We start from the raw sequence: 26,214 nt of genomic DNA on the forward strand, positions 1-26,214 counted from the left end.
TTCACCTACATTTCGACTCAGAAAAGCGTTACCCACACCAACCAATCCACGAGACGAACCTGATGACGGCCGCTTTAGCGGCCGTTTCAGCGCGCTGATAAAGGAGGCACTCATCATGATGGAACCCCAGGCCCTCGCGAATGCCGACGTCGCGAGCGAATCCTTCGACACCGAATCATTCCGCGGTAAGGGCTTTCTCGACCGCTACTTCGACATTTCCGCGCGCGGCAGCACGCAGCGCCAGGAGATCGTCGCCGGCATCACGACCTTCCTCGCGATGGTCTATTCCGTGTTCGTCGTGCCTGGCATGTTCGGCAAGGCAGGCTTCGATACCAGCGCGGTGTTCGTCGCCGTGTGTCTGACCACGGCGTTCGGCTCGCTGCTGATGGGCGTGTGGGCGCGTCTGCCGATCGCGATCGGCTGCGCGATCTCGCTGACCGCGTTCACCGCGTTCGGCCTCGTGCTCGGCAAGGGCCTGCATCCAACCGTTGCGCTCGGCGCGGTGTTCCTGATGGGCGTCGTGTTCACGACGATTTCGGTGACCGGCGTGCGCTCGTGGATTTTGCGCAACCTGCCTGTCGGCATCGCGCACGGCACCGGGATCGGCATCGGCCTGTTCCTGCTGCTGATCGCCGCGAACGACGTCGGGCTCGTGGTCAAGAATCCGGGCGCGGGGCTGCCGGTGTCGCTCGGCAATATTGCGGCGTTGCCGGCGCTGATGTCGGTCGCCGGACTCGCCGCGATCGTCGGGCTCGTGCGGCGGCGCGTGCCGGGCTCGATCCTGATCGTGATCGTCGCGATCTCGGCGATCGGGCTCGCGATCGATCCGGCCGTGGCGTTTCACGGCATCTTCGCGGTGCCGTCGTTGAGCGCGCCGGGGCATGCGTCGCTGATCGGCGCGATGGACGTGAAGGGCGCGCTGTCGATGGCGGTGCTGCCGAGCGTGCTCGCGCTCGTGATGACCGCCGTGTTCGACGCGACCGGCACGATCCGCGCGGTCGCGGGCCAGGCGGGGCAGCTCGACGAAAACGGCCGCATCATCAACGGCGGCCGCGCGCTGACCGCCGATTCGCTGAGCTCGATCTTCTCGGGCCTGCTCGGCGGCGCGCCGGCGGCCGCGTATATCGAGTCGACGGTCGGCGTCGCGGCGGGCGCGAAGACGGGGATGGCGGCGGCGGTCGTCGGCCTGCTGTTTCTCGTCGTGATGTTCTTCTCGCCGCTCGCCGCGCTGGTGCCTTCGTATGCGACCGCGCCCGCGCTGATGTACGTGGGGCTGCTGATGCTGTCGAACGTCAGCAAGCTGCATATGGACGACATGGTCGACGCGATGGCGGGGCTCGTGTGCGCGGTGTTCATCGTGCTGACCGCGAACATCGTGACCGGCATCATGCTCGGCTTCGCGACGCTCGTGATCGGACGCGTCGTCAGCGGCGAGTATCGCAAGCTCAATGTCGGGACCGTGGCGATCGCAGTCGTGCTGGTCGGGTTTTATGTCGGCGGCTGGGCGATCTGAGTTTCGTTGCGGCTCCTTGACTTTCGCGTCAGCGTCTCTAAACCTTAATCTTGAGGTCAAGCCCTGCATCCGCAGGAAAGGAGACGCAGATGGAACCGCAACATCGCATCGGCAGCCAGGAAGAGTGGCTTGCCGCGAGCCGCGCGCTGCTCGCCGACGAAAAAGCGCATATGCGCGCCGGCGACGAACTCGCGCGCAAGCGCCGCGAATTGCCGTGGGTCAAGGTCGACAAGGTTTATACGTTCGATACGCCGGAAGGCCGCAAGACGCTCGCGGAGCTGTTCGACGGCCGCAGCCAGCTGATCGTTTATCACTTCATGCTGGGCCCGGACTGGGAAGAGGGGTGCGTCGGCTGCTCGTTTCTGTCGGACCATATGAGCGGCATTCTCACGCATCTGGTCCATCACGACGTCAGCTATGTGACGGTATCGCACGCGCCGCTCGAGAAGATCGACGCGTTCAAACGGCGCATGGGGTGGACCTTTCCGTGGGTGTCGTCGAGCGGCAGCGATTTCAATTTCGACTACCACGTGTCGTTCACGCCGGAGCAACTGGCGAGCAAAAAGGCGTTCTACAACTTCACCGAGCAGGACGTCGGCATCGACGAACAGCACGGCCACAGCGTGTTCTACAAGGACGCAAACGGCGACGTGTATCACACGTACTCATGCTACGCACGCGGCGACGAGCGCTTCGTGAACATCTACGCGCTTCTCGACATCGCGCCGAAAGGCCGCAACGAGAACAGTAATCTGACCGACTGGGTCAGGCATCACGACCGCTACGACGACCACGCGCGCGCGGCTTGCCCGGCGTGCGGATCGTACACGGTGTGAAGCGGTGAGGCGGTGAAGCGGTGAAGTGGTGAAGCGGTGAAGCGGTGAAGCGGTGAAGCGGGTCGACGAAGGGGGCGAGGGGCGCGCGCCGCGCTAGCTGGCGCGGCGCCTCTGTGCTGCATCAGCTCGCTACAGCGCCATCTCGAAGGCGGGTCTGAGGAACATTTCCATCGCCATCACGATGAGGCTCATCGCCGCGGCCGCGAGCGTCAGCACGCCGTATTCGTCGTAGCGCGTGTCGTACAGACACGCGACGACGAACAGAATCGCCATCAGGTTAGTCAGCCAGTCGAAGTTCAGCGCGAAGCTCATCGGTCGAATCGGGGCGTGTGCGCGACGGTGGAATCGCACCGTCAGGTGCCCGCGATTTTATCGAAAGGAGCTTACGGATTCGCAACGACCGCGCTTACATAGCTTACGTCGCGCGGCGCGCAAAGCCCCGTCAAACGGTGCTTTGCGGCCCCATCATGTCGCGTTCGATCCATTCGATCACCGACCTGCGCCGCGGTTGCCAGCCGAGCAGTTTGCGCGCGCGTTCGCCGCGCACGCGGCTGTTCGAGCCAAGACCGTACGAGGCCATTTCGTAGCCCCATTCCTGTTTCGCGTCTTCGAGCGGCCAGTCCTGCGGCGCGCCGAGCTTCATCGCGCGTGCGATCGCGGCGCTCATGTCGCGGAACGATGCTTCGCCGCTTTCGACGAAATAGAACGTGCCGGCGGGGGTTTTATCGAGTGCGAGGCGATACAGCTCGGCGACGTCGTCGATATGCACGTTCGACCAGACGTTGCCGCCGCTGCCCACATGACGCACGACGCCGCTTTTCTGCGCCTGGCGCACGAGTCGCGGCAACTGCACGCTCGCGCTGCCGGCCACCGCGCCGTGACCGTAAATCAGCGTGTTGCACAGCACGGCCGAGCGCACGTTGCGTTGCGCGGCGTCGAGCACCAGTTGATCGATCGCGACGCGCGCGGCCTTGTCGGCGGTCGGGGTGGGCAGCGCGTCTTCGTGATAGATGCGTGCTTCACCCGCTTCGCCGCCCGACGCATCGCCGACGATGCTCGACCCGCTGGTGTGCAGGAACACCTTGCCCGAACCGGCGAGTCCGTCGATCAGTGCGCGTACCGCGCCTTCGTGATCGCTGCTCGCGGCGTTGATCACCGCGTCGGCCGCTTGCGCTTCGGCGATCAGCAACGCGCGGTCGTCGAGCGTGCCGAGCACGGGCTCGATGCCGAGCCGCTGCAACTCGCCGCTGTGTTCGGGTTTGCGAATCAGCCCGCGCACCTGATGGCCGGCGCGCGCCAGATGCGCCGCGATCGAGCCGCCGATGAAACCGCTTGCGCCAGTAACGAAAATCTTCAAGACGTTCTCCTGAGGGAAATGCCAAGACCGCAATCTCTTGCATGGGATCGGAGTAAGCGCTAAAGCGCCAACTCCGATCGACAGGCACGCAGTATCGCTCGCGCGGATTCTCGCAAAAAGCGTGTTAGTCTCAAATCAATCTTGATCTGAAATCAACAATGAAAACCTCCACCGACGAATTGCTGGTGTTCGTCACCGTGATCGACAGCGGCTCGATTACCGCGGCGGCCGAGAAGCTGGGGCAGACCGTCTCCGGCGTGAGCCGCGCGCTCACGCGCCTCGAGCAGAAGCTCGACACCGCGCTCGTGCGGCGCACGACGCGGCGTCTGCATCTGACCGAGGAAGGCGACGCGTTCCTGCGGCGCGCGCGCGCGATCCTCGACGCGCTCGAAGAGGCCGAGGAGTCGGTCGCGCGCGGGCGGCAACGGCCGTCGGGGCGCTTGCGCGTCGATGCGGCGTCGCCGTTCATGCTGCATTGCGTGGCGCCGCATATGACCGCGTTTTCGGCGCTGTATCCGGAGATCCGGCTCGAATTGACCAGCAACGAGCGGATCGTCGATCTGCTCGAACAGAAGGTCGACATCGCGATTCGCATCGGCGCGCTGCAGGATTCGACGCTGCATGCGCGCGCGCTCGGCGAGAGCAGGCTGCGCGTGCTCGCGAGCCCGGCGTATCTGGCCGAGCACGGCGAGCCGACCACGCTCGACGCGCTGCACGCGCATCGGCTGATCGGCTTTACGGCGCCGGAGCATTTGAATCGCTGGCCGTTGCGCGAAGGGGGCAGGGGAACGAAGCGCGCCAAGGGGCAGCGCGACGAAGCCGCGCTGCTGAAGATCGAACCGTCGATCACCGCGTCGAGCGGCGAAACCTTGCGGCAACTGGCGCTGTCCGGCTGGGGCGTCGCCTGTCTGGCCGACTTCATGACCGCCGGCGACGTGCGCGAAAACCGCCTCGTGCCGATTCTCGGCAACCTGCTCGTCGATGAACGGCAGCCGGTGCATGCGGTGTACTACCAGAGCGCATCGCTCGCGGGGCGCGTGCAGTGCTTTCTGGATTTCATCGCGGCGCGGGTCAAGCTCTGATCCGCGTCGCAGAGCCTTCTGTCCTATAACCCAGATATCGGCGGAGCCGGCGTGTCCGGCTTCCCGCCAGCGAGAGAGCGCCCAATTTTGGCCAGATGGCGACCCGCGCCGCGAAGGTGTATATACAACTGTGGGCTAAATCACGGCGGCCACGCCGGCCCATGCGTCCAGCACCCGCCGCCTGCGACCTGCCGCCAAACCCGCCGCGCTCCCGCCGAGCCACGTGCCAAATAATGGAAATCCCCAGGCACGAAATCTCGAAAAACAAGTTGTATATACAAGGCCCGCCGGCTAGACTTATTTGAACTTGTATAGACAGGACGACAACCATGATTCTGAAGCCCGGCTACCTGAGCCTCCCGCAACTGCGCCAGATCGCGCGTGAGCAGGTCACCCTGCAACTCGATCCCGCAAGCCACGCCGCCATCGACGCGTGCGCGCAGGCCGTCGCCGACATCACCGCCAGGGGCGAGCCGGCTTATGGCATCAATACCGGCTTCGGCCGCCTCGCCAGCACGCACATTCCGCGCGATCAGCTCGAACTGCTGCAACGCAATCTGGTGCTGTCGCACGCGGTCGGCGTCGGCGAGCCGATGTCGCGCCCGGTCGTGCGTCTGTTGATCGCGCTGAAGCTGTCGAGCCTCGGCCGCGGCCACTCGGGCATCCGCCGCGAGGTGATGGAGGCGCTGATCGCGCTGTTCAACGCCGACGTGCTGCCGGTGATCCCGGTCAAGGGCTCGGTCGGCGCATCGGGCGACCTCGCGCCGCTCGCGCATATGTCGGCGACCCTGCTCGGCGTCGGCGAAGTGTTCGCGAAGGGCGAGCGCATGCCGGCCACCGAAGGCCTCGCGCTCGTCGGTCTGAAGCCGCTGACGCTGCAGGCGAAGGAGGGTCTCGCGCTGCTGAACGGCACCCAGGCTTCGACCGCGCTCGCGCTGTACAACATGTTCGCGATCGAAGACCTGTACCGCACGGCGCTCGTCGCTGGCGCGCTGTCGGTGGATGCGGCGATGGGCTCGGTCAAGCCGTTCGACGCGCGCATCCACGAACTGCGCGGCCATCGAGGCCAGATCGACGCGGCCGCGGCGTATCGCTCGCTGCTGCAAGGTTCGGCGATCAACGTGTCGCACGCCGATTGCGACAAGGTGCAGGACCCGTACAGCCTGCGCTGCCAGCCGCAGGTGATGGGCGCGTGTCTGGACCAGATGCGCAATGCCGCCGAAACGCTGCTGATGGAAGCGAACGCGGTCTCCGACAATCCGCTGATTTTCCCGGACACCGGCGAAGTGCTGTCGGGCGGCAACTTCCACGCCGAGCCGGTCGCGTTCGCGGCCGACAACCTGGCGCTCGCCGTGGCGGAAATCGGCGCGCTCGCCGAACGCCGCATCGCACTGCTGATCGACGCGACGCTGTCGGGCCTGCCGCCGTTCCTCGTCAAGGATGGCGGCGTGAACTCCGGCTTCATGATTGCGCATGTGACGGCCGCCGCGCTCGCGTCGGAAAACAAGACGCTCGCGCATCCGGCTTCGGTCGATTCGCTGCCTACGTCCGCGAACCAGGAAGACCACGTGTCGATGGCGACGTTCGCCGCGCGCAAGCTCGGCGATATCGCCGACAACACCGCGAACATCCTGTCGATCGAACTGCTCGCTGCCGCCCAGGGTGTCGATCTGCGCGCGCCGCACAAGACCAGCCCGAGCCTGCAGAAGGTGATGGACCTCGTGCGCAAGGACGTCGCGCACTACGAGCTCGATCACTACTTCGCGCCGGACATCGCGGCGGTCACGAAGCTCGTGCAGGCCGGCGCGGTCGCGAAGCTGAGCCCGTTCTCGTTCGCGTCGGAACAATGAGTCGTCGAGAGCGCGGATCACACCCATGAACGCACCCGCTTATCAGGGCATCAAGGACTTCATCCTCGCGCGCATTCATGCGGGCGAGTGGGCCGAAGGCGACCAGGTGCCCTCCGAAAACGAGCTTGCGCGCGAATTCAGCGTCGCACGCATGACGGTCAACCGCGCGTTGCGCGAGTTGACCTCGGAGCAGGTGCTGACACGTGTACAAGGCTCGGGTACTTTCGTCGCCCGTCCCAAGTACGAGTCGACCCTGGTAGCGATCCGCAGCATCTCCGACGAAATCGTTGCGCGCGGTCATCGCTATCAGGCGAGGGTGCTGAACATCGGCGCCAGCATCGCCGATGCGGCGCTCGCCGAAGAGATGCAGGTGAGCGCGGGCAGCCCCGTGTTTCATTCGCGCCTGCTGCATTTCGAAAACGAGGAGCCGGTGCAGCTCGAGGAACGCTGGGTCAATCCGGCCGTCGCACCCGAATACGCGCTGCAGGACTTCACGAACACCACGCCCAACCAGTACCTCGTGCGCGTCGCGCCGCTGCAGCGCGTCGAGTACCGCATCGAGGCGCTCGCCGCCGACGAGATCACGCGCGAGCTGTTGAACATGAGTGAACGCGAGCCGTGTCTCGTGCTGCACCGGCGCACGTGGTCGCAAGGCGAGGTCGCCTCGATCGCGAATCTGTGGCATCCGGGCACCCGTTACCGCTTCACCGGGCATTTCTGAATTCGCTTTTTCGTCTTCGCCGAATCTTTATCGAACCTCTTCACGCATGATTAGGGACACCATGAACAATCCGAAACACGTCGATCCGCGTCTCGATCCGACTCGCACGATCCGCGCACCGCACGGCGCGGAAAAGACCTGCAAGACCTGGATCGCGGAAGCCGCGTACCGGATGATCCAGAATAATCTGGACCCGGAAGTCGCCGAGCACCCGCACGCGCTCGTCGTGTACGGCGGCATTGGCCGCGCCGCGCGCAACTGGGATTGCTTCGATCAGATCCTCGCGTCGCTGAAGGACCTGAACGAAGACGAAACGCTGCTGATTCAGTCGGGCAAGCCGGTCGGCGTGTTCCGCACCCATGCGGACGCGCCGCGCGTGCTGCTCGCGAACTCGAACCTCGTGCCGCACTGGGCGACGTGGGAACACTTTCACGAACTCGACCGCAAGGGCCTGATGATGTACGGCCAGATGACCGCGGGCAGCTGGATCTACATCGGCAGCCAGGGCATCGTCCAGGGCACCTACGAGACCTTCTTCGCGGTCGCGAACCAGCACTTCAACGGTGACCCGAAGGGCCGCTGGATTCTGACCGGCGGTCTCGGCGGCATGGGCGGCGCGCAGCCGCTCGCGGCGACGATGGCGGGCTTCTCGATGATCGCGGTCGAATGCGACGAGACGCGCATCGACTTCCGTCTGAAGACGCGCTACGTCGACAAGAAGGCGAAGACGCTCGACGAGGCGCTCGCGATGCTCGACGAAGCGAAGCGCGCCGGCAAGCCGATCTCGGTTGGCCTGCTCGGCAATGCCGCCGACGTGTTCGCCGAGTGCGTCGCGCGCGGCATCACGCCGGACTGCGTGACCGACCAGACGAGCGCGCACGATCCGATTCACGGCTACCTGCCACAGGGCTGGACGGTCGGCGACTGGCGCGAGCGCATGAAGACCGCGCCGGAAAGCATCGTCACGCCGGCCAAGCAGTCGATGGCCGCGCAGGTGCAGGCAATGCTGACGCTGCAGGAACGCGGCGCGGCAACGCTCGACTACGGCAACAACATTCGCCAGATGGCGCTCGAAATGGGCGTGGAAAACGCGTTCGATTTCCCTGGCTTCGTGCCGGCGTATATCCGGCCGCTGTTCTGCGAAGGCAAGGGCCCGTTCCGCTGGGTCGCGCTGTCGGGCGATCCCGAGGACATCTACAAGACCGATGCGAAGGTGAAGGAACTGATCCCCGACGATCCGCATCTGCACAACTGGCTCGACATGGCGCGCGAACGCATCGCGTTCCAGGGTCTGCCGGCGCGGATCTGCTGGGTCGGCGTGAAGGATCGCTATCGTCTCGGCCAGGCGTTCAACGAAATGGTCGGGAACGGCGAGCTGAAGGCGCCGATCGTGATCGGCCGCGATCACCTCGATACCGGTTCGGTCGCGAGCCCGAACCGCGAAACCGAATCGATGAAGGACGGCTCGGACGCGGTCAGCGACTGGCCGTTGCTGAACGCGCTGCTGAACACGGCGGGCGGTGCGTCGTGGGTATCGTTGCATCACGGCGGCGGCGTCGGCATGGGCTTCTCGCAGCACGCGGGCGTCGTGATCGTCGCGGACGGCACGCAAGCCGCGCACCAGCGCCTCGGCCGCGTGCTGTTGAACGATCCGGCCACCGGCGTGATGCGTCACGCGGATGCGGGCTATGAACTCGCGCAACAGACGGCGCGCGAGGCCGGTCTCAATCTGCCGATGCTGGGCCGCTGATCGTGACCATGGCCAACCACGCGGGCGGCATGGCAGGCGTCACGCTGATTCGCGGCGCCGACCTCGTGGCGGCGCCGTGGAAAAACGGCGGCGGGCTCACGCGTGAGGTCGCGGCGTTTCCGTCGCCAGGCGGCGGGCAGGGTGCGGCGAGCGCCGACTTCGTGTGGCGCGTGAGCGTCGCCGAGGTTGCGCAGGCGGGACCGTTCTCGCGCTTCGACGGCGTCGACCGGACGCTGGTGTTGCTGTCTGGCGCGGGCATGCTGCTCGATGAGCTGGGCGACGCGGGCGTCGCCTCGACGCATGTGTTGCGGCAGCCGCTCGACATCGCGCGCTTCGATGGCGCGACGCGCATCGACGCGCGGCTCGTCGACGGCGCGACGCGCGACTTCAACCTGATGGTGCGGCGCGACGTGGCGCAGGGCGAGTTGGACGTGTGGCGCACTGGCACGCGGCAGGATGCGCCGCGCGTGCTCGACGGCGACGTGGCGCTGCTGTTTTGCGCGGGCGGCGCGGTCACGGTCGGACTGGCGGCGGACCACGCGCAAGCCGTGCGGCTCGACACCGGCGATACGCTGCGCGTCGACGGGCCGAACGCGCTCACTTGCACGCTGACGGGCGACGGCGCGGTGCTCGCGATCACGATCCGCTACACGCGATGACGAATCAACCGTGATAGGGCCTCACATGCGCTCCATTACGGACAACCCATCCACAGACACGCAACGAGCGGCAAAGAGCACGCGATGAAGCAAACCGTCTGGCATCACCTGAATTTGTGCCCGCAGGGCGATCCTCGCCACACGCTCGCCGATGCCGCGATTGCGGTCGACGGCGGCCGTATCGCGTGGCTCGGCGCTTTCGCCGATTTACCCACGCCCTATGCCGCATGGCCGCGCGAAGATCTGCGCGGCGCATGGGTGACGCCGGGCCTGATCGATTGCCATACGCACCTCGTGTACGGCGGCCAGCGCGCCGACGAATTCGCGCAGCGGCTCGCGGGCGTCAGCTACGAAGCAATCGCGCGACAGGGCGGCGGCATCGTGTCGACGGTGCGCGCGACGCGCGCCGCGGACGAAGCGTCGCTGTTCACGCAAGCGGCCGCGCGGCTCGAACCGCTGCTCGCCGAAGGCGTGACGGCGATCGAAATCAAATCGGGCTACGGTCTCGACCTCGCGAGCGAGCGCAAGATGCTGCGCGTCGCGCGGCAACTCGGCGAGCGCTATCCGGTCACGGTCTATACGACGTTTCTCGGCGCGCACGCGTTGCCGCCTGAATTCGCGGGCCGAGCGGACGCGTATATCGACGAAGTCTGCAACACGATGCTGCCCGCGCTCGCGGACGAAGGCCTCGTCGATGCGGTCGACGTGTTCTGCGAGCGCATCGGTTTTTCGCTGGAACAGAGTGAGCGCGTGTTCAACGCGGCCGCGCGCTACGAGCTGCCGGTCAAGATGCACGCCGAGCAGTTGTCGAACGGCGGCGGCACCGCGCTCGCGGCACGGCATCGCGCGCTGTCGGCGGATCACCTGGAGTTTCTCGACGAAGCCGGCGTCGCCGCGATGAAGGAAGCGGGCACCGTCGCGGTGCTGCTGCCGGGCGCGTACTACTTCATCCGCGAGACCCAGTTGCCGCCGCTCGAACTGCTGCGGCGCTACGAGGTGCCGATCGCGATCTCGACCGACAGCAACCCGGGCACCTCACCGGCGACTTCGTTACTGCTGATGATGAACATGGCGAGCACGCTGTTTCGCATGACCGTGCCCGAGGTGCTGCAAGGCGTCACCACGCACGCTGCGCGCGCGCTCGGCAAGAGCGATCGGCACGGTGCGCTGCAGGTCGGTCGCGCGGCCGACTTCGCGGTGTGGTCGGTCGATTCGCTGGCGGAGCTCGCTTACTGGATTGGCCGGCCGCTCTGCGCGCGCGTCGTGCGCGCGGGCGAAACCGTCTATACGCGGCGCGAGTCGCGTGTGACCTGAACTAGAACCTGAGAGATGACGCAATCCAATCAATCGCTGTTCGCCGCTGACGCGTATCTGCCTGAGGGCTGGCGCCGCAACGTGCTGCTCGAATGGGACGCTCACGGCACGCTGACCGCGGTCACGACGGATCAACCCGAGGCGCCGGCGGGGGTGCCGAAGGCGGCGGGCCCGCTGATGCCAGGCATGCCGAATCTTCACTCGCACGCGTTTCAGCGCGCGATGGCGGGGCTCACCGAATATCGCGCCAATGCGACGGATAACTTCTGGTCGTGGCGCGACCTGATGTATCGCTTTGCCGCGCGCATCACGCCGGAAGGCCTCGCGAGCGTCGCGCAGTGGCTCTACATCGAGATGCTGAAGGCGGGCTATACGTCGGTGTGCGAGTTCCACTACGTGCACCACGCGCAGGACGGCCAGCGCTACGCGAATCAGGCCGAGCTTGCGCAACGCGTGGTGGACGCGGCATCGGCGAGCGGTATCGGCATCACGATGCTGCCGGTGCTGTATCAGTACAGCGGCTTCGGCGCGCGCGCGCCGCGCGACGATCAGCGGCGCTTCATCAATACGCCTGAGAGCCTGCTCGATCTGCTCGGCACGCTACGCGCCGCGCGCCCCGAACATGCGGCGCTGCGTTACGGCGTGGCGCCGCATTCGCTGCGCGCGGTATCGGAGGCTTCGCTGCGCAGGTTGCTCGGCGGCATCGACGCAACCGTGCCTGTCCACATCCATATCGCCGAACAGACCGCCGAGGTCGACGCGTGCCTCGAAACCGAAGGCACGCGGCCGGTGCAATGGCTGCTCGATCGTTTCGATGTGGACAGCCGCTGGTGTCTCGTGCACGCGACCCACGTCGATGCGAACGAAACGCTCGCGCTCGCGAAGAGCGGCGCGGTCGCGGGTTTGTGTCTGACCACCGAGGCCAATCTCGGCGACGGCATTTTTCCCGCGCAAGACTATCTCGACGCGCACGGCCGCATCGGCGTCGGCTCGGATAGCCATGTCGGCGTCGATTGGCGCGCCGAGTTGCGTCTGCTCGAATACGGCCAGCGTCTGACGCGCCGGCAGCGCAACGTGCTGGCGTCGGCGCAAGCTCCGCATGTCGCGGATCGTCTGTACGCGGCCGCGCTCGACGGCGGCGCGCGTGCGACCGGCCGCGCGGTCGGCGCGTTGCAGCCGGGCCATCGCGCGGACTGGCTCGTGCTCGACGCCGACCATACGAGCATCGCCGGGCATGAGCGCGAGGCGTGGCTGTCAGGCGTCGTATTCTGCGAGCACGGCGATACGCCGATCCGCGACGTCTACGCGGGCGGCGTCAGGGTTGTCGACGATCGCCGGCATCGCGACGAAGAGGGTGCCTATGCACGCTATCGCGCGGCGCTCGCGGAACTGCTCAAATAACGGCCATGACCCGCCGAACTGATTCTCCGATCCCACCGATTCCGGACTGACATGACTGCTTCGAACCTCACGCCGGTTTTCTCGCTGCATCAGGGAAGCCTGCCGCTGCTGATCTCGATCCCGCATCTGGGCATGCAAATCCCCGCCGACATCGCCGTGACGATGACACCGGTCGCGCAACGCACCGACGATTGCGACTGGCATCTCGATCGCCTGTACGCATTCGCGAAGCGCCTCGGCGCGTCGATCCTGACGCCGACCTACGCGCGCTACGTGGTCGACCTGAATCGTCCGCCCGACGGCGCGAACCTGTACCCGGGGCAGGACACTACGGGTCTGCTGCCGGTCGACACGTTCGACAAGGAGCCGCTCTATCGCGACGGCCATCTGCCCGACGACGCCGAAGTCGCGCGCCGTCGCGACGCTTACTGGAAGCCGTATCACGACGCGCTGACCGGCGAGCTCGCGGCGCTGAAGGCGAAGCACGGCAAGGTGCTGCTGTGGGAAGCGCATTCGATCCGCTCGCGCGTGCCGCGTTTTTTCGACGGACGTCTGCCGGATTTCAACTTCGGCACGTCGAACGGTGCGAGCGCCGCGCCGGGCCTGGCTGACGAACTGGCCGCGCTGGTCGGGCGTCACGGCGGCTATACGGCGATCGCGAATGGCCGCTTCAAGGGCGGCTATATCACGCGGCAATACGGGCAGCCCGAGCAGGGCGTGCATGCGGTGCAACTCGAGCTGTCGCAGATCACCTACATGGAAGAGCGCCTGCCTTATGCATACGATGAAGACCTCGCCGCGAAGGTCGCGCCGCTGCTCGAAGCGCTGGTAACGACGGCTCTCGCTCGCGTGAAATGCGCCTGAAGCTTGTATTCCTTTCTCACCACGCGGATCACGATTGCTGCAGGAACGCGCGGCATCGCGGTCCGCGTCGGCCTGCATCGGTCAGCGTATCGCGAAGGTGTAACAGCATGTGTCCGTGATTGCGTGCCGGCGCGTTCATATGGAATGGTTTGAGCGTCGAGCGCGCACAGCGTATCGTGCGCCGGCTGTTTCAAGACGCGGCGCGCCATGAAAAAAAGCCCCGCGAAAGCGGGGCTTTTTGATGTGCACCGCGTCCATCGGACACGGTTTCACCGCCATTAGTGGCAGCGCTTTTCCCAATGATGATGCACGCGCACCTTATGGCACTCGTGGTGATGCTCATCGGCCTGAGCGGGGACGATCGCGCTCAGCGTGGCAACGGCTGCGGCGATGGCGAGAACGATTTTCTTCATTACAAAACCCTTAAGTCAGTGTTGTGGAGCAAGCCATGCAGCACGACGCGTGCCGCATCGGCGTGTAAGCATGCCACATCAAGCGGCCGCGGATAGGACCGGCGCGCGAATACGTGTGTCAATGCAACAGGCGATGTGTCGTAAGCCCTGTTTTAACGCGCTTTGCGCTGAATTGGCCGGTGCGTACCGTGTCAAATGTGTACCTTCGACATCTGGGCTCCACCGCACGCAAAGCGGCATAGCGGCATCGCACGTGACACCGCGAGACGACGACCCTTTCAAAACGATGACATGCGCGATGCGGTCATCGATTCATCAGGCGAAAAGATGGAAGACCCAGCGATGGAAGATTCCGACGAATTGCTGCTGCCAGTCTGGCGCGCGAACCTGGTGTTGCTGACCAGCGAGGTCGGCGCCGCGAGCCGGCTCGCGCGCATGATGACGTTTTCCGCGAGCTACCTGAAGCTGATGCTGTCGGGCCAACGCGAATTCAGCGAGGAATTCGTGCGCGGCGTCGAGGCCGTCACCGGTTTGCCGGGCGGCTGGATGAACGTGCCGCACACCGGTCACGAGATCCCGCCGAATGCGCGCGAGGCGATCGACAACGAGCAGCCGCTCGCGCGCTTTCGGGGCACCGCGCATCCGGTGCGCAAGAAGACGGTGTTGCGGCCCGAGCCGATTTTTGGGCAGCCGCCGCCCGCGCGACGCCTCGAGGAAGAAACGCTCGATGTCGAAGCGCACCGCCGTCATGCGCATTTTCGCAAGGTGCGCGATCTCGCGACGCAGGAAGTGCGGCGCTTCGAGCGGCATCTGCTGCACGCGCCGGTGGAGCTTGCATCGATGCGCGCGAAGGTCGAGGACGTGATGGCTGCGGCCGAACTCGACGACCGCATTCAAGCCGACCTGGAGGGCCGGCTGGAACAGATCGACAAGCACCGGCACATGCTGCTGCGGCACGTGGAAAAACTGCAGGCGCTGCTGAGCCAGCTCGACGACGGCGAGTGAAGACGATCGACGCCGGCCGCTGCGTCGCGGGTGCGCCTGTGACTCCAATGCCGCTCGAGCTCGACGCGGCAACGCCGACCCCGGCCCGAAACGCACGGGTCGGCGATGTGCTACAACGACGACACGAACCTGTCCGAGGTGGATCTTGGGGAACGTCGGCGTCACGTTGGCGCACACGTCGATCGCGATGATCGGGCTCGCGTGCCGCGTGCGCGGCGTGCGCGCCGCGGCGTTGCTTGCCGCGCTATCCGCCGCGAGCGGCATCGTCTTGCCCTTTTGCGCGGCAGCCGGCGAAATCGTCACCTCCACCAACGAACGTGCCCCTGCGACGATCGAGCGCGACGTCCATTTGTTCGTGATCCAGAAAGACGGTTCCGTCGAGGAACACGACGACACGCTGATGCGCGCGGACACGGCCAGCGGCGTCGACGAGATCGCGCAACGCTACGTGTGGTTCAACAAGGACATCGAGCAGGTGCAACAGTTGGCCGCCGAAACGATCGACCCCGACGGCACCGCGCATGCGGTCGGTCCCGAGGCGATCCGCGACGTGCAGGAGCCGCGCTCGTCCGGCGCGCCGAGCTTCGAGGACGGTGTGTTGCGCACCGTGATCTTCCCCGGCGTCACGATCGGCTCGCGCGTGCACCTGGAATTTCGCAAGACCCGCGCGAAGCCGCTGCAAGCGGGCACCTTCGCCTATCTGGTCGAGCCGTCGCTCCAGCCCGTCGACGAGCAGCGTCTGATCTTCGATCTTCCCGCCGACGTGCCGCTCTATGCGGATGCGCGCGGCTATGTCGCGATGCCGCCCGTCACCGCGAACGGCCGCACGCGCTACGAGTTCGACTACCGGCACGGCCCCTATGCGCGGCTCGAAGCGGGCGCGGTCGGCTACGCGAACTGGGGCGACCGGCTGATGGTGTCGACGGTGCCGGACTTCGCGAGCTTCGCCGCGCGCTATCGCGGTCCCGCCGAGAACGACGCGACCCGCGACGATCCCGCGATCATCGGTCTCGCACAGCAACTGACGGCCGGCCTTACCGATCCTCGCGACAAAGCCCGCGCGCTGTACGACTGGACGCGTCTGAACATCCGCTACGTCGCGCTTTTTCTCGGCGAGACGGCGGCGATTCCGCACAAGGCGGCCGACATCCTGCGCAACCGCTATGGCGACTGCAAGGACCACGTCGCGCTATACGGCGCGCTGCTCGCGGCCGCCGGCATTCGCAGCGAGCCGGTGCTGCTCAATCTCGGTCCGTACTACACGTTGCCCGAGGTCCCCGGCTACGGCGCGAGCGCGATCAATCACGCGATCATCTGGATTCCCGAGCTGGCGCAATTCGCGGACACGACGGCGGGCGGCACCGCGTTCGGCTATCTGCCTGGCGGCGTCATGGACCGGCCGGTGCTGCTCGTCGACGACGGCGTGCTCGCGCGCACGCCGGCCACTCAACGGCGCGAACGCAAGGCGCGCGTGCAGATCGACATCGACGAAAACGGCACCGCACATTATGCGTACCGCGTCGAAGATCGGGGCTATACCGCGGAGCTCGAACGCAACACGTTCCGCCGCGCGACGCGCCAGGGCGCGCAGCAGCTTGCCGCCAGGCGTCTGCTGCAAACGGGCTTGCACGGCTCCGCGCAATTGCAGACCGACGACGTCGCCGTGACCGGCGGTCCGTTCGCGACGTCGATGCAGGGCAGCGTGCCGCATCTGATCTGGCCGGACGGCACGACTGCTGTGCGGGCGCTGACGAGCCTCGCCGGCGGCATGGGCTCGCAGGTCGAGGCGTGGCTCGCGGAGCCCGTCAGAACGCAACCGTGGGCGTGCATCGGCGGGGAGTTCGATGAAACGCTGGAAATGAGCTTGCCGCGCTTCGTGCGCGTGACCGACCTGCCGACCGACAGCACGGTCGAGGACCCGTTGCTCACGTTTGCGTCGCACTACGTCTTCGATCCGGCGACGCGCACGTTGCAGGTCAACCGGCATCTGCGCGCCGCGTTCGGCCATCAGATGTGTACCCCAAACGAATTCGCGGCGATTCGCGACGCCCTCGTGCGCATCGAGCGCGATCTCGATGCCGAGGTGGTCGTCCGGGCGGCGAGCGCGTGGCAGTAGCGCGCCCCGCGCCGGCCACGCGCCGGGCAGGGCCGCGACGATCTACCGGACGTGGAGCTTAGGTGCCGCTCTTCGTCACGACCGGCACCCACGCGCCGTTCTTCACCTGATACAGCGTCGACGCGCCGCTCTTCAACGCGCCGGTGCTGTCGAACGAGATCTTGCCGGTCACGCCGTCGTAGTCGATCGACTTGAGCGCCGGACGGTACACGTTCGGCGAGTCGGATTTGGCCTGCTGCATCGCCTTGATCGCGACCCACGCGCCGTCGTAGCCGAACGGCGCATACGACAGCACGTCCGCGCCGAAGCGCTTCTTGAACTTCGCGTTGAAGTCCTTGCCACCCGGCAGTTGCGCGAGCGGGCGGCCGTATTCCCAGGCCATCGCGCCGTCGGACGCATCGCCCGCGAGCTTGATGAAGTCCTCGTCCATCACGCCGCCGCCGCCGACCAGCTGTGCGTTCAGGCCGAGCTGCTTCATGCGCCGCGCGAAGCCCGCCGCCTGGCTGTCGAGGCCGGCGAAGAACACGAGGTCGGCATTGGCGCCCTTGAACTTGGTGATCTGCGTGCTGAAGTCGACCGCGTGGTTGTCGGTGTAGTCGCGCGCGACGATGTTGCCGCCGTGCGCCTTCACGGCCTTCTCGAACTCGTCGGCTTCGCCCTGGCCGAACGCGGTGCGATCGTCGATGATCGCGATGCGCCTGGCCTTCGTCACGTCGACGGCATAGGCGCCCGCATTGCCGGCGTTCTGCGCGTCGGTCGAAATCACCATGAAGGTGTTCGCGAAGCCGCGGCCCGTGATGATCGGATTCGTCGCGGCGGGATCGAGCACCGGAATGCCAGCCTGCTCGTAGACCTGCGAGGCCGGGATCGTCGTGCCCGAGTTGAAGTGGCCGACGACCACCGCGACGCCCGAGTCGACCAGCTTCTGCGCGGCCTGCACGCCGACACGCGGGTCGGCCTGGTCGTCCTGCGAGACGATCTCGAAGTGCGCGACCTTGTCGCCGATCTTGATCTTCTGCGCGTTGGCTTCGTCGATCGCGAGCCGCACACCGTTTTCCAGATCCTTGCCGTAGCCGGCATTGGCGCCCGTCAGCGGCGCGGCAAAGCCGATCTTGACCGGCAGGTCGTCGGCGAAACTGGCAACAGGCGCGACGGCAAACATCGCACCCACGAGCATGGCCAGCGGTTTCAGCGTGTTGCGAAGACTCATGGTCTCTCCTTGCATCGACGGTTGTTATGAAAGCGGTACGACAGCAAAGCGGTACGACACGTGAGGCCGAGGCAAGCCCTCGCGCATCGCAAGACTACGAAGGATCGCTCGCCGCTCACAATGCTGGAATACGCGCACTGGCGTTGAGCCTCGCAGTGTGTTCGCGACGTCAATCTGGGGCGAATATAGAAAGCCAAATTGCCGTCGTCTTGGCAATTCGTGGCGTTTTGGATGAGCATTTCGGCATAGGCGGCAACAGGTGCATGTGGTGCACATGGAGCGTGCGTGAGGCATGCAAGCTGGCTTGCCGTGCGAAGGTCCGCCTGGGCTGCGGATTACGGCATATGCTTAAGAAGCCGGCGCGAGCGCGCCGGCCGGTGTTGCGGTGTTGCGTTGTCGGAGGAGATTCGAGCCTTTTGCCTAGCGCTCGCCTTGCTGGCGCAGCAGCTCTTCACGCAGACGCAAAAGCGGCGCCTTCGTGTCTTCGTCGGCCCACGTGTCGAGATCGTCGATCGCGCGCTGGCAGCCGTCGAGCACCACGTCGAGATCGACCGGCACGCCGTTGTTCAGCGCGAATTCGATCGTCTCGGCGAACTGCTGGCAGTCGTCCTCGCCGTACGAGATGTCGAGATTGCCGGCGATGATTTCGGCGATGTTGCTGCGTGCCTTGTCGTCGGCCGTCACCATCTCGACGATGCCGCGCGCGACGGCGGCCGAGTAGTAGAGCGCGATATCGAGCCATTGCGCGGGATCGAAGTCGGGCTGGTCGAACTGGTTCTCGAAGAACTCGATCGCTTCCTGTTCGTGCGCTTCGTCCGCGTCGACGCTGATGCACAACTGCTCAAAAAATTCTTCCCGCTCGCTGCGGATATGACCGTCCATCGAATGCCTCGTCTGCTGAATGCCGGATGCTGAAAATGCCGTGGCGCGAGGGCGCAAGCCCTGGTCCACGCGGCACGCATTATAGGACGGCCGCCAGCAGGGTGCTGGCGAGGGCGCTCGGCAACGAGCGACGTGTCTAAGTTATCTAAGCGGTTTCCGCGACCCACGCATCGAACCACTCGCGCGGCTGGGCGATTTCATTTTGCATCGCCACCAGTTCGAGTTCATAGCGTCCGGCCTGCCAGGTCGCCTTGACGACCGCGTTGACCGCGGCGAGCGTGTGCTCGAAGGCCGAGCGGATCGAATCGCCTAGCAGCGTGCGCGCGACGAAGACCGCGCTCGTCAGATCGCCGACGCCGACCGGCTGGCGCGCGAACGGATAGAGCGGACGCTGTCCCATCCATGCTTCGCGTTCGGTGACGACGAGCATGTTGAAGCGGTCGGCGGGGCTGTTGCGATCGAGCAGATGCTTGACGAGCACGAGCTTCGGCCCACGCGCGAGCAGCTCGCGGCACGCGGTGACGGCTTCCTCGAACGTCTCGATCTCGCGACCGACGAGGCGCTGCAATTCGATGTGATTCGGCGCGATCCCGTCGGCGACTTGCGGCATTTCTTTCACGAGGAATTCCTGGATGCCGGGCTCGACCTTGTAGCCGCCCGTGGCGCCCATCACCGGATCGCAAAAGTACCAGGCGCGGGGATTGGCCGCCTTCACGGCCTTGACGATGTCAATCACCGCCTGCGCCTGTTCCTTCGTGCCGAGATAGCCGGAAACCACTGCGTCGCAGCGCGGCAGCATGCCGATCGCGCCGATGCTGTCGACGAGATCTTCCATCTGCGATGCGTCGATCGCGCTGCCGCTCCAATGCCCGTATTGCGTGTGATTCGAGAGCTGCACGGTGTTGAGCGGCCACACGTTGACGCCGAGCCGGCACATCGGAAACACGGCCGCGCTGTTGCCGGCGTGACCGAACACGACATGGGACTGGATGCTCAGAACGTTTTTCGTCATGGTAAGGCTCGCGCAACCGGTCATGCGCGGTCAACAAAACACTGGAAGGGGAGGCTCGCGCGGGCGGGCCGATGGCCCGGCCGCCGTGCGGCAGACATGCCTGATACAGATGGTGCAGGAAAAACCCACGAACTGCATAGCCGGCAAGCCAGCAAACGATACAGGAGTTTGACAGCCGCGAGTTGATCCGTCCCCGTGCTGTTGCGCCGAACCATCAAACGCGCGTGAAGATTAACGAAACCTGACCGTTCAACGTGCGGCCGGATGCTTCAGACGAGTTCGCGATACAAGGCCAGATAGCGGTCGGCCGACGCGCCCCAGCCGAAGTCCTGGCGCATCGCGCGGCGCTGCGTGGCCTTCCATTCGGTGCGGCGTCCGTACAGCGCGAACGCGCGGCGGATCGCCGAGGCGAGTCCCTTCGGATCGAAGCGTTCGAACACGAAGCCGGTGGCGAAATCGTCGGCGAGGTTTTCGAGCGATGAGTCGGCGACCGTATCCGCGAGCCCGCCGATGCAGTGCACGAGCGGCAGCGACCCGTAGGCGAGCGCATAGAGCTGGGTGAGCCCGCACGGCTCGAAGCGCGACGGCACCGCGACTACGTCGCTGCCGGCGATGATCGTATGCGCGAGGGTTTCATCGAAGCCAAGCTCGACCGCGACCGATTCCGGATGCGCCTGCGCGACCATCCTGAGGCCATTCTCGAGCGCCGGATCGCCGGTGCCGAACACGACCAGTTGCCCGCCGCGCTTGACGATCTCGGGCACCGCGCCGAGCAGCAGATCGAGGCCCTTCTGCTCGGTCAGCCGGCTGACGACGCCGAACAGCAGCGCGTCGCTTCTCTGCACGAGGCCGAAGCGCTTTTGCAGCGCTTCCTTGCAGGCGAGCTTGCCCGCCAGCCTCGACGCGCTGTAGTGCGTCGCGAGCAGCGTATCGGTGGCGGGATTCCACACCGTGTAGTCGACGCCGTTCAGGATGCCGCTCAGATCGTGCGCACGATGGCGCAGCAGCGCATCGAGCCCGCCGCCGTGCGCGAGCGTCTGGATTTCGCGCGCATAGGTCGGGCTGACGGTCGTGATGCGCTCGGCGTAGTAGAGCCCCGCCTTCAGGAACGACAGCTGACCATAAAACTCGACGCCGTGCATGTTGAAGAAATCGTGCGGCAGGCCGAGCAGGCCGAACTGATGCGCGGGAAAAATCCCCTGGTAGGCGAGGTTGTGGATCGTGAACACGCTGCGCGCGGGCGCGCGGCCGTGCTCGCGTTCGGCGGCCTTCAGGTAGGCGGGCGCGAGCCCCGCGTGCCAGTCGTGCGCGTGGACGATCTGCGGCGACCACGTCGGGTCCGTTTGCTGCGCGAGTTGCGCGGCGACCCAGCCGAGCAGCGCGAAGCGCTGCGCGTTGTCGCCGTACGGCACGTGTTCATCGTTCAGATACGGGTTGCCGGGGCGATCGTACAGCGACGCGGCGCGGATCACGTAGACGGCGAGCCCGTTGGTGGGCAGCGTGCCGCGTTCGAGCGTCACGTTCGGCGCGCCGAAGCGGCTGCCCAGTTGCGCGACCGGCTGCAGATCGCGCAGGCCGGCGAGCACGGCCGGAAAGCCCGGCAGCAGCACGCGCACGTCGGCGCCGCGCTCGATCAACGCGGACGGCAGCGCGCCCGCGACGTCGGCGAGACCGCCCGTTTTGAGGAGGGGATACAGCTCGCTTGCGACGTGCAGCGCGCGAATCGTCATAGGCCGGGTCTCTGTCGGGGTGGCAGGGTTGCTCGGGGTCGGCAAATAGTCAGCGGTGGTTCGGGCGAAGCCGGGTGAAGCAAGGTGAAGCCTGGCCGGCGGCGCGTGGCCGCCGGCGCGGGCAGCGGTGGGCGCGCTACTACGGATGCTCGCGCAACGCCTCCTGCGTGACCAGCACGACGCCTTCGTCGGTGCGATAGAAGCGCTCGGCGTCGCGCGCCGGGTCTTCGCCGATCACCGTGCCTTCCGGAATCGTGCAGCCACGGTCGATCACGACCTTCTGCAGGCGGCAACTCGCGCCGACCGTGACCTGCGGCAATAACACTGCCTCATTGATATTACAGAACGAACTCACTTTCACGTTCGATGACAGCACCGAGCGCGAAATCTGCGAGCCCGAGATCACGCAGCCGCCGCAGACGATCAGATTGTTGCCCGAGCCCTGCAGCCCCTTCATGTCGCGTACGAACTTCGCGGGCGGCAGCTGCTCCTGGTATGTCCAGATCGGCCATGACTCGTCGTACAGGTCGAGCGTCGGTATCGTCGACGCGAGGTCGAGGTTCGCGGCCCAATACGCGTCGATCGTGCCGACGTCGCGCCAGTACGGCTCGACGCTCGGGTCCGACGACACGCACGACATGCTGAACGGATGCGCGATCGCCACGCCCCGCGTGACGACGCGCGGCAGGATGTCCTTGCCGAAGTCGTGATCGGTATCGATCGCGGCGATGTTCTCTTCGAGCTGCGTGTACAGGTAGTCGGCGCTGAACACGTAGATGCCCATGCTCGCGAGCGCCGTGTCGGGGCGACCGGGTATCGCAGGCGGGTCGGCCGGTTTTTCGACGAAGCCGGTCACGCGGCGATTTTCGTCGACCGCCATCACGCCGAACGCGACCGCTTCCATGCGCGGCACCTCGATGCAGCCGACCGTGCAGTCGGCGCCGCTGTCCGCGTGATCGGCGATCATGCGCGTGTAGTCCATCTTGTAGATGTGGTCGCCCGCGAGCACGACCACATACTTCGGGCGGATCGAGCGGATGATGTCGAGGTTCTGGAACACCGCGTCGGCGGTGCCGCGATACCAGTGCGCGCCTTCGACGCGCTGCTGCGCGGGCCACAGGTCGATGAACTCGCCCATCTCGCCGCGCAGGAAGCTCCAGCCGCGCTGCAGATGCCGCAGCAGCGAATGCGCCTTGTACTGCGTGACCACCGCGATGCGGCGGATGCCGGAATTCAGGCAATTGGACAGCGCGAAGTCGATGATCCGGTATTTACCGCCGAAGTGCACCGCCGGCTTCACGCGCTTGTTCGTGAGCGGGCCGAGCCGGGTACCGCGTCCGCCGGCGAGGACGATCGCGAGGGTAGTGCGCTGTAAGTCGTTCAGCCGTGCCGGAGTATTCATATTTGTCTCCTGTCGATCGGAGTGAGCCCTTCAGCACTCGCTCCGACCGCATGCAAGATGGTTGCTTGATTGATATACCCCCGGGGATGATCTGGTCGCTTCCTCTGCGCTGATGATTCGGGCTGCCTGGCAGTCGTGCCGCATTGCCGTTCTTCGCTGCCTGTTTTCGCGGGTCCGTCAGTCAGTTCTAGCACCGATTGGACGCGAGCGAATAATGTTTATTGCGGGGGCCGCGTGGCGGATCATCCTCAAACGATCGCCTGTTACGGCGCGTTTTTCGGTGCGGCGCAACACATTGGCCACGAGGTCGTGTCCGGACGATGCTTGAGCCCACAACGCGCAATATGCATGCCACATCTCCGCGGCCGCGTGCCGTGCCCGCAGTGCGCGACTGGCGGCGGAGTTCGGCGGCGCATCGTAGAATCGTGCGCTCCCTGCCTCGTGCATCCCTATTGCGTTTTTTGCAGAGCATCCCGATGAATCTTCACCGCCCATTCCTGCTTGCCCTGTCGAGTGTCTGCGCCTGTGCGATGTTGTGCGCGGCGTCCGTCGCGGTGGCCGCCACACCGGCGGGCGTGCCGGTCAGCGAGGCGAGCCCGACCGCCGCGAGCGCCGCGGCCGCGTCTTCGCTCGACGATTCCGGCCCGGCCTACGGTCCGGAGCTGCAGGGCTTCAGCTACCCGGCGCCGGTCGAACGCTTCGAATTCACCTCGCAGGGCGTGCCTTTGCAGATGGCCTACATGGACGTGAAGCCCGCGCATGCGAACGGCCGCACCGTGGTGTTGCTGCACGGCAAGAATTTCTGCTCGGCGACGTGGGACGCGACGATTCGCCGGCTGAGCGATGCCGGCTATCGCGTGATCGCACCGGACCAGATCGGCTTTTGCAAATCGAGCAAGCCCGAGCATTACCAGTACAGCTTCCAGCAACTCGCGCGCAATACGCATGCGCTGCTCGATTCGCTCGGCGTCGGCGAGGTGACGGTGGTCGGCCATTCGACGGGCGGCATGCTGGCCGTCCGCTATGCGCTGATGTATCCGCGCGAAACGCAGCAACTGGTGCTCGTGAACCCGATCGGACTCGAGGACTGGAAGGCGAAGGGCGTGCCGTCGCTGTCGGTCGACCAGTGGTATCAGCGGGAGCTGAAGACCACCGCGGACGGCATCCGCCGCTACGAACAGGCGACCTATTACGCGGGGCAATGGCGCGCGGACTACGAACCGTGGGTGCAGATGCTCGCGGGCATGTATCGTGGGCCGGGCAAGCAGATCGTCGCGTGGAATTCCGCGCTGCTCTACGACATGATTTACACCCAGCCGGTTTTTTATGAGCTCGGCCAGCTCAGCATGCCGACGCTGCTGCTGATCGGTCAGAAGGACACGACGGCGATCGGCAAGGACGCAGCGCCGCCCGAGGTGCGCGCGAAGCTCGGCCATTACCCGGAACTGGGCCGCGCGGCCGCGAAGGCGATCCCGCATGCGACGCTGGTCGAGTTCGCGGGGCTCGGTCACGCGCCGCAGATGCAGGACCCGGAAGCGTTTCATAAGGCGCTGTTGGAGGGGCTGACAGCGGCGCCGGAAAACCGTTGATCGATCACGTGGGTTTCTGTCGCGCAGTCATAGTCCTGCGTCGCTCGCCGTTAAGCGAAGCTGCCTGGGGCTATTTTGCGGTCCGTCGCGGCGTTCCGGAGAGGGCCGCCTGCGGACAGGCGGTATTCGGCCAGTTTCGGTCACTCGACGTGGATGCCTGAATTGCTGACAATCTGGCAATACTAATACTCCCAATGCCCAAGGTCAGCAAATGCGACCGCATATCCAACTGCGAACAGCAACTGAAGACGACATGTCGCGTATTGAGACGTGAGCGCTGGCCGCAGGCGTGAACGCACAGCGGGCAGTGATGGTCGCGGGCATTCTCGATCATGGCACCGATACGCATGTACAGGTCAAAGCAATGCGGGCAAGTCACTAGTCGCATTCCCATCAGTTAATCTAGTTTGCCGCCAGGCCACCGTAAAATGTCTGCTGGCCGAAGCATGGCCCAGCCTTGATTTCCTGCAATCTTATTCGACGGGAACGTGATGTTCATTTTTGTTGACGAGTCTGGATCGTTCGTACTGACGGATAAGGAGGACGCATGGTGCGTGGTGGCAGCGTATGTGTTACCAGAGTCCAGCCGGAAACAACTCGATGCGCTCATGTTGTCCGTGCGACGCACACACGGCAATCTTCAGGAGGTCAAACTTGGAAACCTTTCGGAAGATTCGTACGTTAAGTTCCTGACGCAACTGAGACAGGTTGGCGGGCTCGCATTTGCGGTAGGCGTCAATGTGAGTTTCCATCGTCATGATGAAATCATTCAGCATCAGCGTAGCCAGGTCGAGAAAATCCGGGAGCGCATTGACCTGATGGTTTTCGACGAGGGTAAGAAAGCGGTTGCAGACCTCGCCGATAATTTCGAAGCACTGTCGCTTCAACTCTACACACAGCTCTGTCTGCAGCTCGAACTGTTCCACGTTGTGCTCAAGGGTGCATCGCTTTATTACGTTCAGCGTAATCCAGTTAGCCTGGCTCACTTCCGTTGGCGGGTCGATCAAAAGGGTCGGGCGCCAAACAAATACGAAAAGGCCTTCCGGGATATCTTGCCCGCAGCGCTGCAAACCAAGTTTTTGCGTGATCCAATGATTTCTTTGGAAGGGGAGGACTACAGTCACTTTGCGCGATTCGAATACGAGCAGGGAAAAGCCCCTGACCACCTGAGCAAGGTGTACGGGCTAGACGTTGACACGAAGAATAACAACGTCGTCAATATCGGTAAGGTGATCCGGGAAGACTTCAAGTACGTTGATTCAACCTCATCCCCAGGAGTTCAGGTAGCGGATCTGCTGGCCTCGGGAATTCGACGCGTCCTTCGGCACAATTTTGACCATGTTGAGCGCGTTGCCTTGGCACTCGGGGCCAACTTTTTACAACCACTGAGGGACGAGACGACCATTCGCCTGATTTCCCTAGATCAGACGGGGCACGTGGACGAGTCGGCGGCCAAACTCCTTCGGCTTATGGCCCGTGATGCTTTGCCGCTACTCAGGGATGACTAG

At 65.1% G+C, this 26,214-nt stretch carries 22 protein-coding genes; 14 read left to right on the forward strand and 8 right to left on the reverse strand.

The genetic code is table 11. The features are described 5' to 3' along the window. The first annotated feature begins 118 nt into the window (after positions 1–118). On the forward strand, positions 119–1,513 hold the full coding sequence (locus tag F6X37_RS15990; protein ID WP_410451371.1) for an NCS2 family permease: 1,395 nt from the start codon (positions 119–121) through the stop codon (positions 1,511–1,513). Between the two features lie 89 nt (positions 1,514–1,602). Beyond that, positions 1,603–2,349 (forward strand): DUF899 domain-containing protein, encoded by a 747-nt coding sequence (locus tag F6X37_RS15995; protein WP_184062095.1) that lies wholly within the window; start codon positions 1,603–1,605, stop codon positions 2,347–2,349. Positions 2,350–2,478: 129 nt separating this feature from the next. Here F6X37_RS15995 and F6X37_RS16000 read toward each other — a convergent pair whose 3' ends face one another. Continuing rightward, on the reverse strand, positions 2,479–2,661 hold the full coding sequence (locus tag F6X37_RS16000; RefSeq protein ID WP_018418561.1) for a hypothetical protein: 183 nt from the start codon (positions 2,659–2,661) through the stop codon (positions 2,479–2,481). 130 nt (positions 2,662–2,791) lie between these two features. Further along, positions 2,792–3,706 carry an NAD-dependent epimerase/dehydratase family protein gene (locus tag F6X37_RS16005; RefSeq protein WP_187612004.1) on the reverse strand — a complete coding sequence of 305 codons (915 nt, stop codon included), beginning with the start codon at positions 3,704–3,706 and terminating at the stop codon, positions 2,792–2,794. Positions 3,707–3,864: 158 nt separating this feature from the next. Between F6X37_RS16005 and F6X37_RS16010 the strand changes: the two genes are divergently transcribed. The 8 genes from F6X37_RS16010 to hutG all read left to right on the forward strand — a co-directional run bounded on the left by F6X37_RS16010 (position 3,865) and on the right by hutG (position 13,347). Next, positions 3,865–4,788: a LysR family transcriptional regulator gene (locus F6X37_RS16010; protein ID WP_090803954.1), complete on the forward strand. Its 924-nt coding sequence runs from the start codon at positions 3,865–3,867 to the stop codon at positions 4,786–4,788. Between the two features lie 329 nt (positions 4,789–5,117). Beyond that, entirely contained in the window at positions 5,118–6,638 is a 1,521-nt protein-coding gene (hutH, locus tag F6X37_RS16015; RefSeq protein WP_090803955.1) for a histidine ammonia-lyase, read from the forward strand. Positions 6,639–6,663: 25 nt separating this feature from the next. Beyond that, positions 6,664–7,359 carry a histidine utilization repressor gene (hutC, locus tag F6X37_RS16020; protein WP_090803957.1) on the forward strand — a complete coding sequence of 232 codons (696 nt, stop codon included), beginning with the start codon at positions 6,664–6,666 and terminating at the stop codon, positions 7,357–7,359. A gap of 61 nt (positions 7,360–7,420) precedes the next feature. Further along, entirely contained in the window at positions 7,421–9,109 is a 1,689-nt protein-coding gene (hutU, locus tag F6X37_RS16025) for a urocanate hydratase (protein WP_187612005.1), read from the forward strand. 8 nt (positions 9,110–9,117) lie between these two features. After that, on the forward strand, positions 9,118–9,768 hold the full coding sequence (locus F6X37_RS16030; RefSeq protein WP_187612006.1) for a HutD family protein: 651 nt from the start codon (positions 9,118–9,120) through the stop codon (positions 9,766–9,768). An 84-nt stretch (positions 9,769–9,852) separates the two neighbouring features. Next, positions 9,853–11,082, forward strand: a complete 1,230-nt coding sequence (hutI, locus tag F6X37_RS16035) for an imidazolonepropionase (RefSeq protein ID WP_184032855.1) — start codon at positions 9,853–9,855, stop codon at positions 11,080–11,082. A 15-nt stretch (positions 11,083–11,097) separates the two neighbouring features. Next, positions 11,098–12,483 (forward strand): formimidoylglutamate deiminase, encoded by a 1,386-nt coding sequence (locus F6X37_RS16040; protein WP_187612007.1) that lies wholly within the window; start codon positions 11,098–11,100, stop codon positions 12,481–12,483. A 51-nt stretch (positions 12,484–12,534) separates the two neighbouring features. Next, complete coding sequence (gene hutG, locus F6X37_RS16045; protein ID WP_187612008.1) at positions 12,535–13,347, forward strand: N-formylglutamate deformylase; 813 nt, start codon at positions 12,535–12,537, stop codon at positions 13,345–13,347. 278 nt (positions 13,348–13,625) lie between these two features. On the opposite strand, the gene F6X37_RS36920 is transcribed toward hutG, so the two are convergent. Then, positions 13,626–13,760, reverse strand: a complete 135-nt coding sequence (locus F6X37_RS36920; RefSeq protein WP_262419944.1) for a hypothetical protein — start codon at positions 13,758–13,760, stop codon at positions 13,626–13,628. A 342-nt stretch (positions 13,761–14,102) separates the two neighbouring features. Here F6X37_RS36920 and F6X37_RS16050 point away from each other — a divergent pair, with 342 nt between their 5' ends. After that, complete coding sequence (locus F6X37_RS16050; RefSeq protein WP_187612009.1) at positions 14,103–14,765, forward strand: hypothetical protein; 663 nt, start codon at positions 14,103–14,105, stop codon at positions 14,763–14,765. A 187-nt stretch (positions 14,766–14,952) separates the two neighbouring features. Continuing rightward, positions 14,953–16,881 carry a DUF3857 domain-containing transglutaminase family protein gene (locus F6X37_RS16055; RefSeq protein ID WP_410451372.1) on the forward strand — a complete coding sequence of 643 codons (1,929 nt, stop codon included), beginning with the start codon at positions 14,953–14,955 and terminating at the stop codon, positions 16,879–16,881. A 58-nt stretch (positions 16,882–16,939) separates the two neighbouring features. Here the strand turns inward: F6X37_RS16055 and F6X37_RS16060 are convergent, their stop codons facing one another. The 5 genes from F6X37_RS16060 to glgC form a co-directional block, all read right to left on the reverse strand. After that, on the reverse strand, positions 16,940–18,091 hold the full coding sequence (locus tag F6X37_RS16060) for a branched-chain amino acid ABC transporter substrate-binding protein (protein ID WP_090803969.1): 1,152 nt from the start codon (positions 18,089–18,091) through the stop codon (positions 16,940–16,942). A gap of 420 nt (positions 18,092–18,511) precedes the next feature. Next, the gene (locus tag F6X37_RS16065) at positions 18,512–18,973 is read right to left on the reverse strand and encodes a hypothetical protein (protein WP_187612011.1); all 462 of its coding nucleotides are present in this window, start codon (positions 18,971–18,973) and stop codon (positions 18,512–18,514) included. A 145-nt stretch (positions 18,974–19,118) separates the two neighbouring features. Continuing rightward, positions 19,119–19,985 (reverse strand): pyridoxal kinase PdxY, encoded by an 867-nt coding sequence (gene pdxY / locus F6X37_RS16070; RefSeq protein ID WP_090803972.1) that lies wholly within the window; start codon positions 19,983–19,985, stop codon positions 19,119–19,121. A 269-nt stretch (positions 19,986–20,254) separates the two neighbouring features. Continuing rightward, positions 20,255–21,715 carry a glycogen synthase GlgA gene (gene glgA, locus F6X37_RS16075; RefSeq protein ID WP_187612012.1) on the reverse strand — a complete coding sequence of 487 codons (1,461 nt, stop codon included), beginning with the start codon at positions 21,713–21,715 and terminating at the stop codon, positions 20,255–20,257. Between the two features lie 139 nt (positions 21,716–21,854). Continuing rightward, positions 21,855–23,117, reverse strand: a complete 1,263-nt coding sequence (gene glgC / locus F6X37_RS16080; RefSeq protein WP_090803975.1) for a glucose-1-phosphate adenylyltransferase — start codon at positions 23,115–23,117, stop codon at positions 21,855–21,857. A 476-nt stretch (positions 23,118–23,593) separates the two neighbouring features. Here glgC and F6X37_RS16085 point away from each other — a divergent pair, with 476 nt between their 5' ends. Together F6X37_RS16085 and F6X37_RS16090 are read left to right on the forward strand one after the other, a co-directional pair. Continuing rightward, positions 23,594–24,706 carry an alpha/beta fold hydrolase gene (locus F6X37_RS16085; protein WP_187612013.1) on the forward strand — a complete coding sequence of 371 codons (1,113 nt, stop codon included), beginning with the start codon at positions 23,594–23,596 and terminating at the stop codon, positions 24,704–24,706. Positions 24,707–25,197: 491 nt separating this feature from the next. Next, complete coding sequence (locus F6X37_RS16090) at positions 25,198–26,214, forward strand: DUF3800 domain-containing protein (protein WP_187612014.1); 1,017 nt, start codon at positions 25,198–25,200, stop codon at positions 26,212–26,214.

It is taken from the genome of Paraburkholderia sp. 31.1 (assembly GCF_014397645.1).
Lineage (GTDB): Bacteria > Pseudomonadota > Gammaproteobacteria > Burkholderiales > Burkholderiaceae > Paraburkholderia > Paraburkholderia tuberum.

Excerpts from the sequence above, each read along its gene's own strand:
- F6X37_RS16030 (WP_187612006.1), top strand. The coding sequence starts at position 9,118 with ATGGCCAACCACGCGGGCGGCATGGCAGGCGTCACGCTGATTCGCGGC.
- glgA (WP_187612012.1), bottom strand. The coding sequence starts at position 21,715 with ATGACGATTCGCGCGCTGCACGTCGCAAGCGAGCTGTATCCCCTCCTC.
- F6X37_RS36920 (WP_262419944.1), bottom strand. The coding sequence starts at position 13,760 with ATGAAGAAAATCGTTCTCGCCATCGCCGCAGCCGTTGCCACGCTGAGC.
- F6X37_RS16010 (WP_090803954.1), top strand. The coding sequence starts at position 3,865 with ATGAAAACCTCCACCGACGAATTGCTGGTGTTCGTCACCGTGATCGAC.
- F6X37_RS15990 (WP_410451371.1), top strand. The coding sequence starts at position 119 with ATGGAACCCCAGGCCCTCGCGAATGCCGACGTCGCGAGCGAATCCTTC.
- F6X37_RS16085 (WP_187612013.1), top strand. The coding sequence starts at position 23,594 with ATGAATCTTCACCGCCCATTCCTGCTTGCCCTGTCGAGTGTCTGCGCC.
- F6X37_RS16060 (WP_090803969.1), bottom strand. The coding sequence starts at position 18,091 with ATGAGTCTTCGCAACACGCTGAAACCGCTGGCCATGCTCGTGGGTGCG.
- hutI (WP_184032855.1), top strand. The coding sequence starts at position 9,853 with ATGAAGCAAACCGTCTGGCATCACCTGAATTTGTGCCCGCAGGGCGAT.
- hutG (WP_187612008.1), top strand. The coding sequence starts at position 12,535 with ATGACTGCTTCGAACCTCACGCCGGTTTTCTCGCTGCATCAGGGAAGC.
- F6X37_RS16090 (WP_187612014.1), top strand. The coding sequence starts at position 25,198 with ATGTTCATTTTTGTTGACGAGTCTGGATCGTTCGTACTGACGGATAAG.
- F6X37_RS16055 (WP_410451372.1), top strand. The coding sequence starts at position 14,953 with ATGATCGGGCTCGCGTGCCGCGTGCGCGGCGTGCGCGCCGCGGCGTTG.
- F6X37_RS16040 (WP_187612007.1), top strand. The coding sequence starts at position 11,098 with ATGACGCAATCCAATCAATCGCTGTTCGCCGCTGACGCGTATCTGCCT.
- hutU (WP_187612005.1), top strand. The coding sequence starts at position 7,421 with ATGAACAATCCGAAACACGTCGATCCGCGTCTCGATCCGACTCGCACG.
- glgC (WP_090803975.1), bottom strand. The coding sequence starts at position 23,117 with ATGAATACTCCGGCACGGCTGAACGACTTACAGCGCACTACCCTCGCG.
- hutC (WP_090803957.1), top strand. The coding sequence starts at position 6,664 with ATGAACGCACCCGCTTATCAGGGCATCAAGGACTTCATCCTCGCGCGC.
- F6X37_RS15995 (WP_184062095.1), top strand. The coding sequence starts at position 1,603 with ATGGAACCGCAACATCGCATCGGCAGCCAGGAAGAGTGGCTTGCCGCG.
- F6X37_RS16050 (WP_187612009.1), top strand. The coding sequence starts at position 14,103 with ATGGAAGATTCCGACGAATTGCTGCTGCCAGTCTGGCGCGCGAACCTG.
- hutH (WP_090803955.1), top strand. The coding sequence starts at position 5,118 with ATGATTCTGAAGCCCGGCTACCTGAGCCTCCCGCAACTGCGCCAGATC.
- F6X37_RS16000 (WP_018418561.1), bottom strand. The coding sequence starts at position 2,661 with ATGAGCTTCGCGCTGAACTTCGACTGGCTGACTAACCTGATGGCGATT.
- pdxY (WP_090803972.1), bottom strand. The coding sequence starts at position 19,985 with ATGACGAAAAACGTTCTGAGCATCCAGTCCCATGTCGTGTTCGGTCAC.
- F6X37_RS16065 (WP_187612011.1), bottom strand. The coding sequence starts at position 18,973 with ATGGACGGTCATATCCGCAGCGAGCGGGAAGAATTTTTTGAGCAGTTG.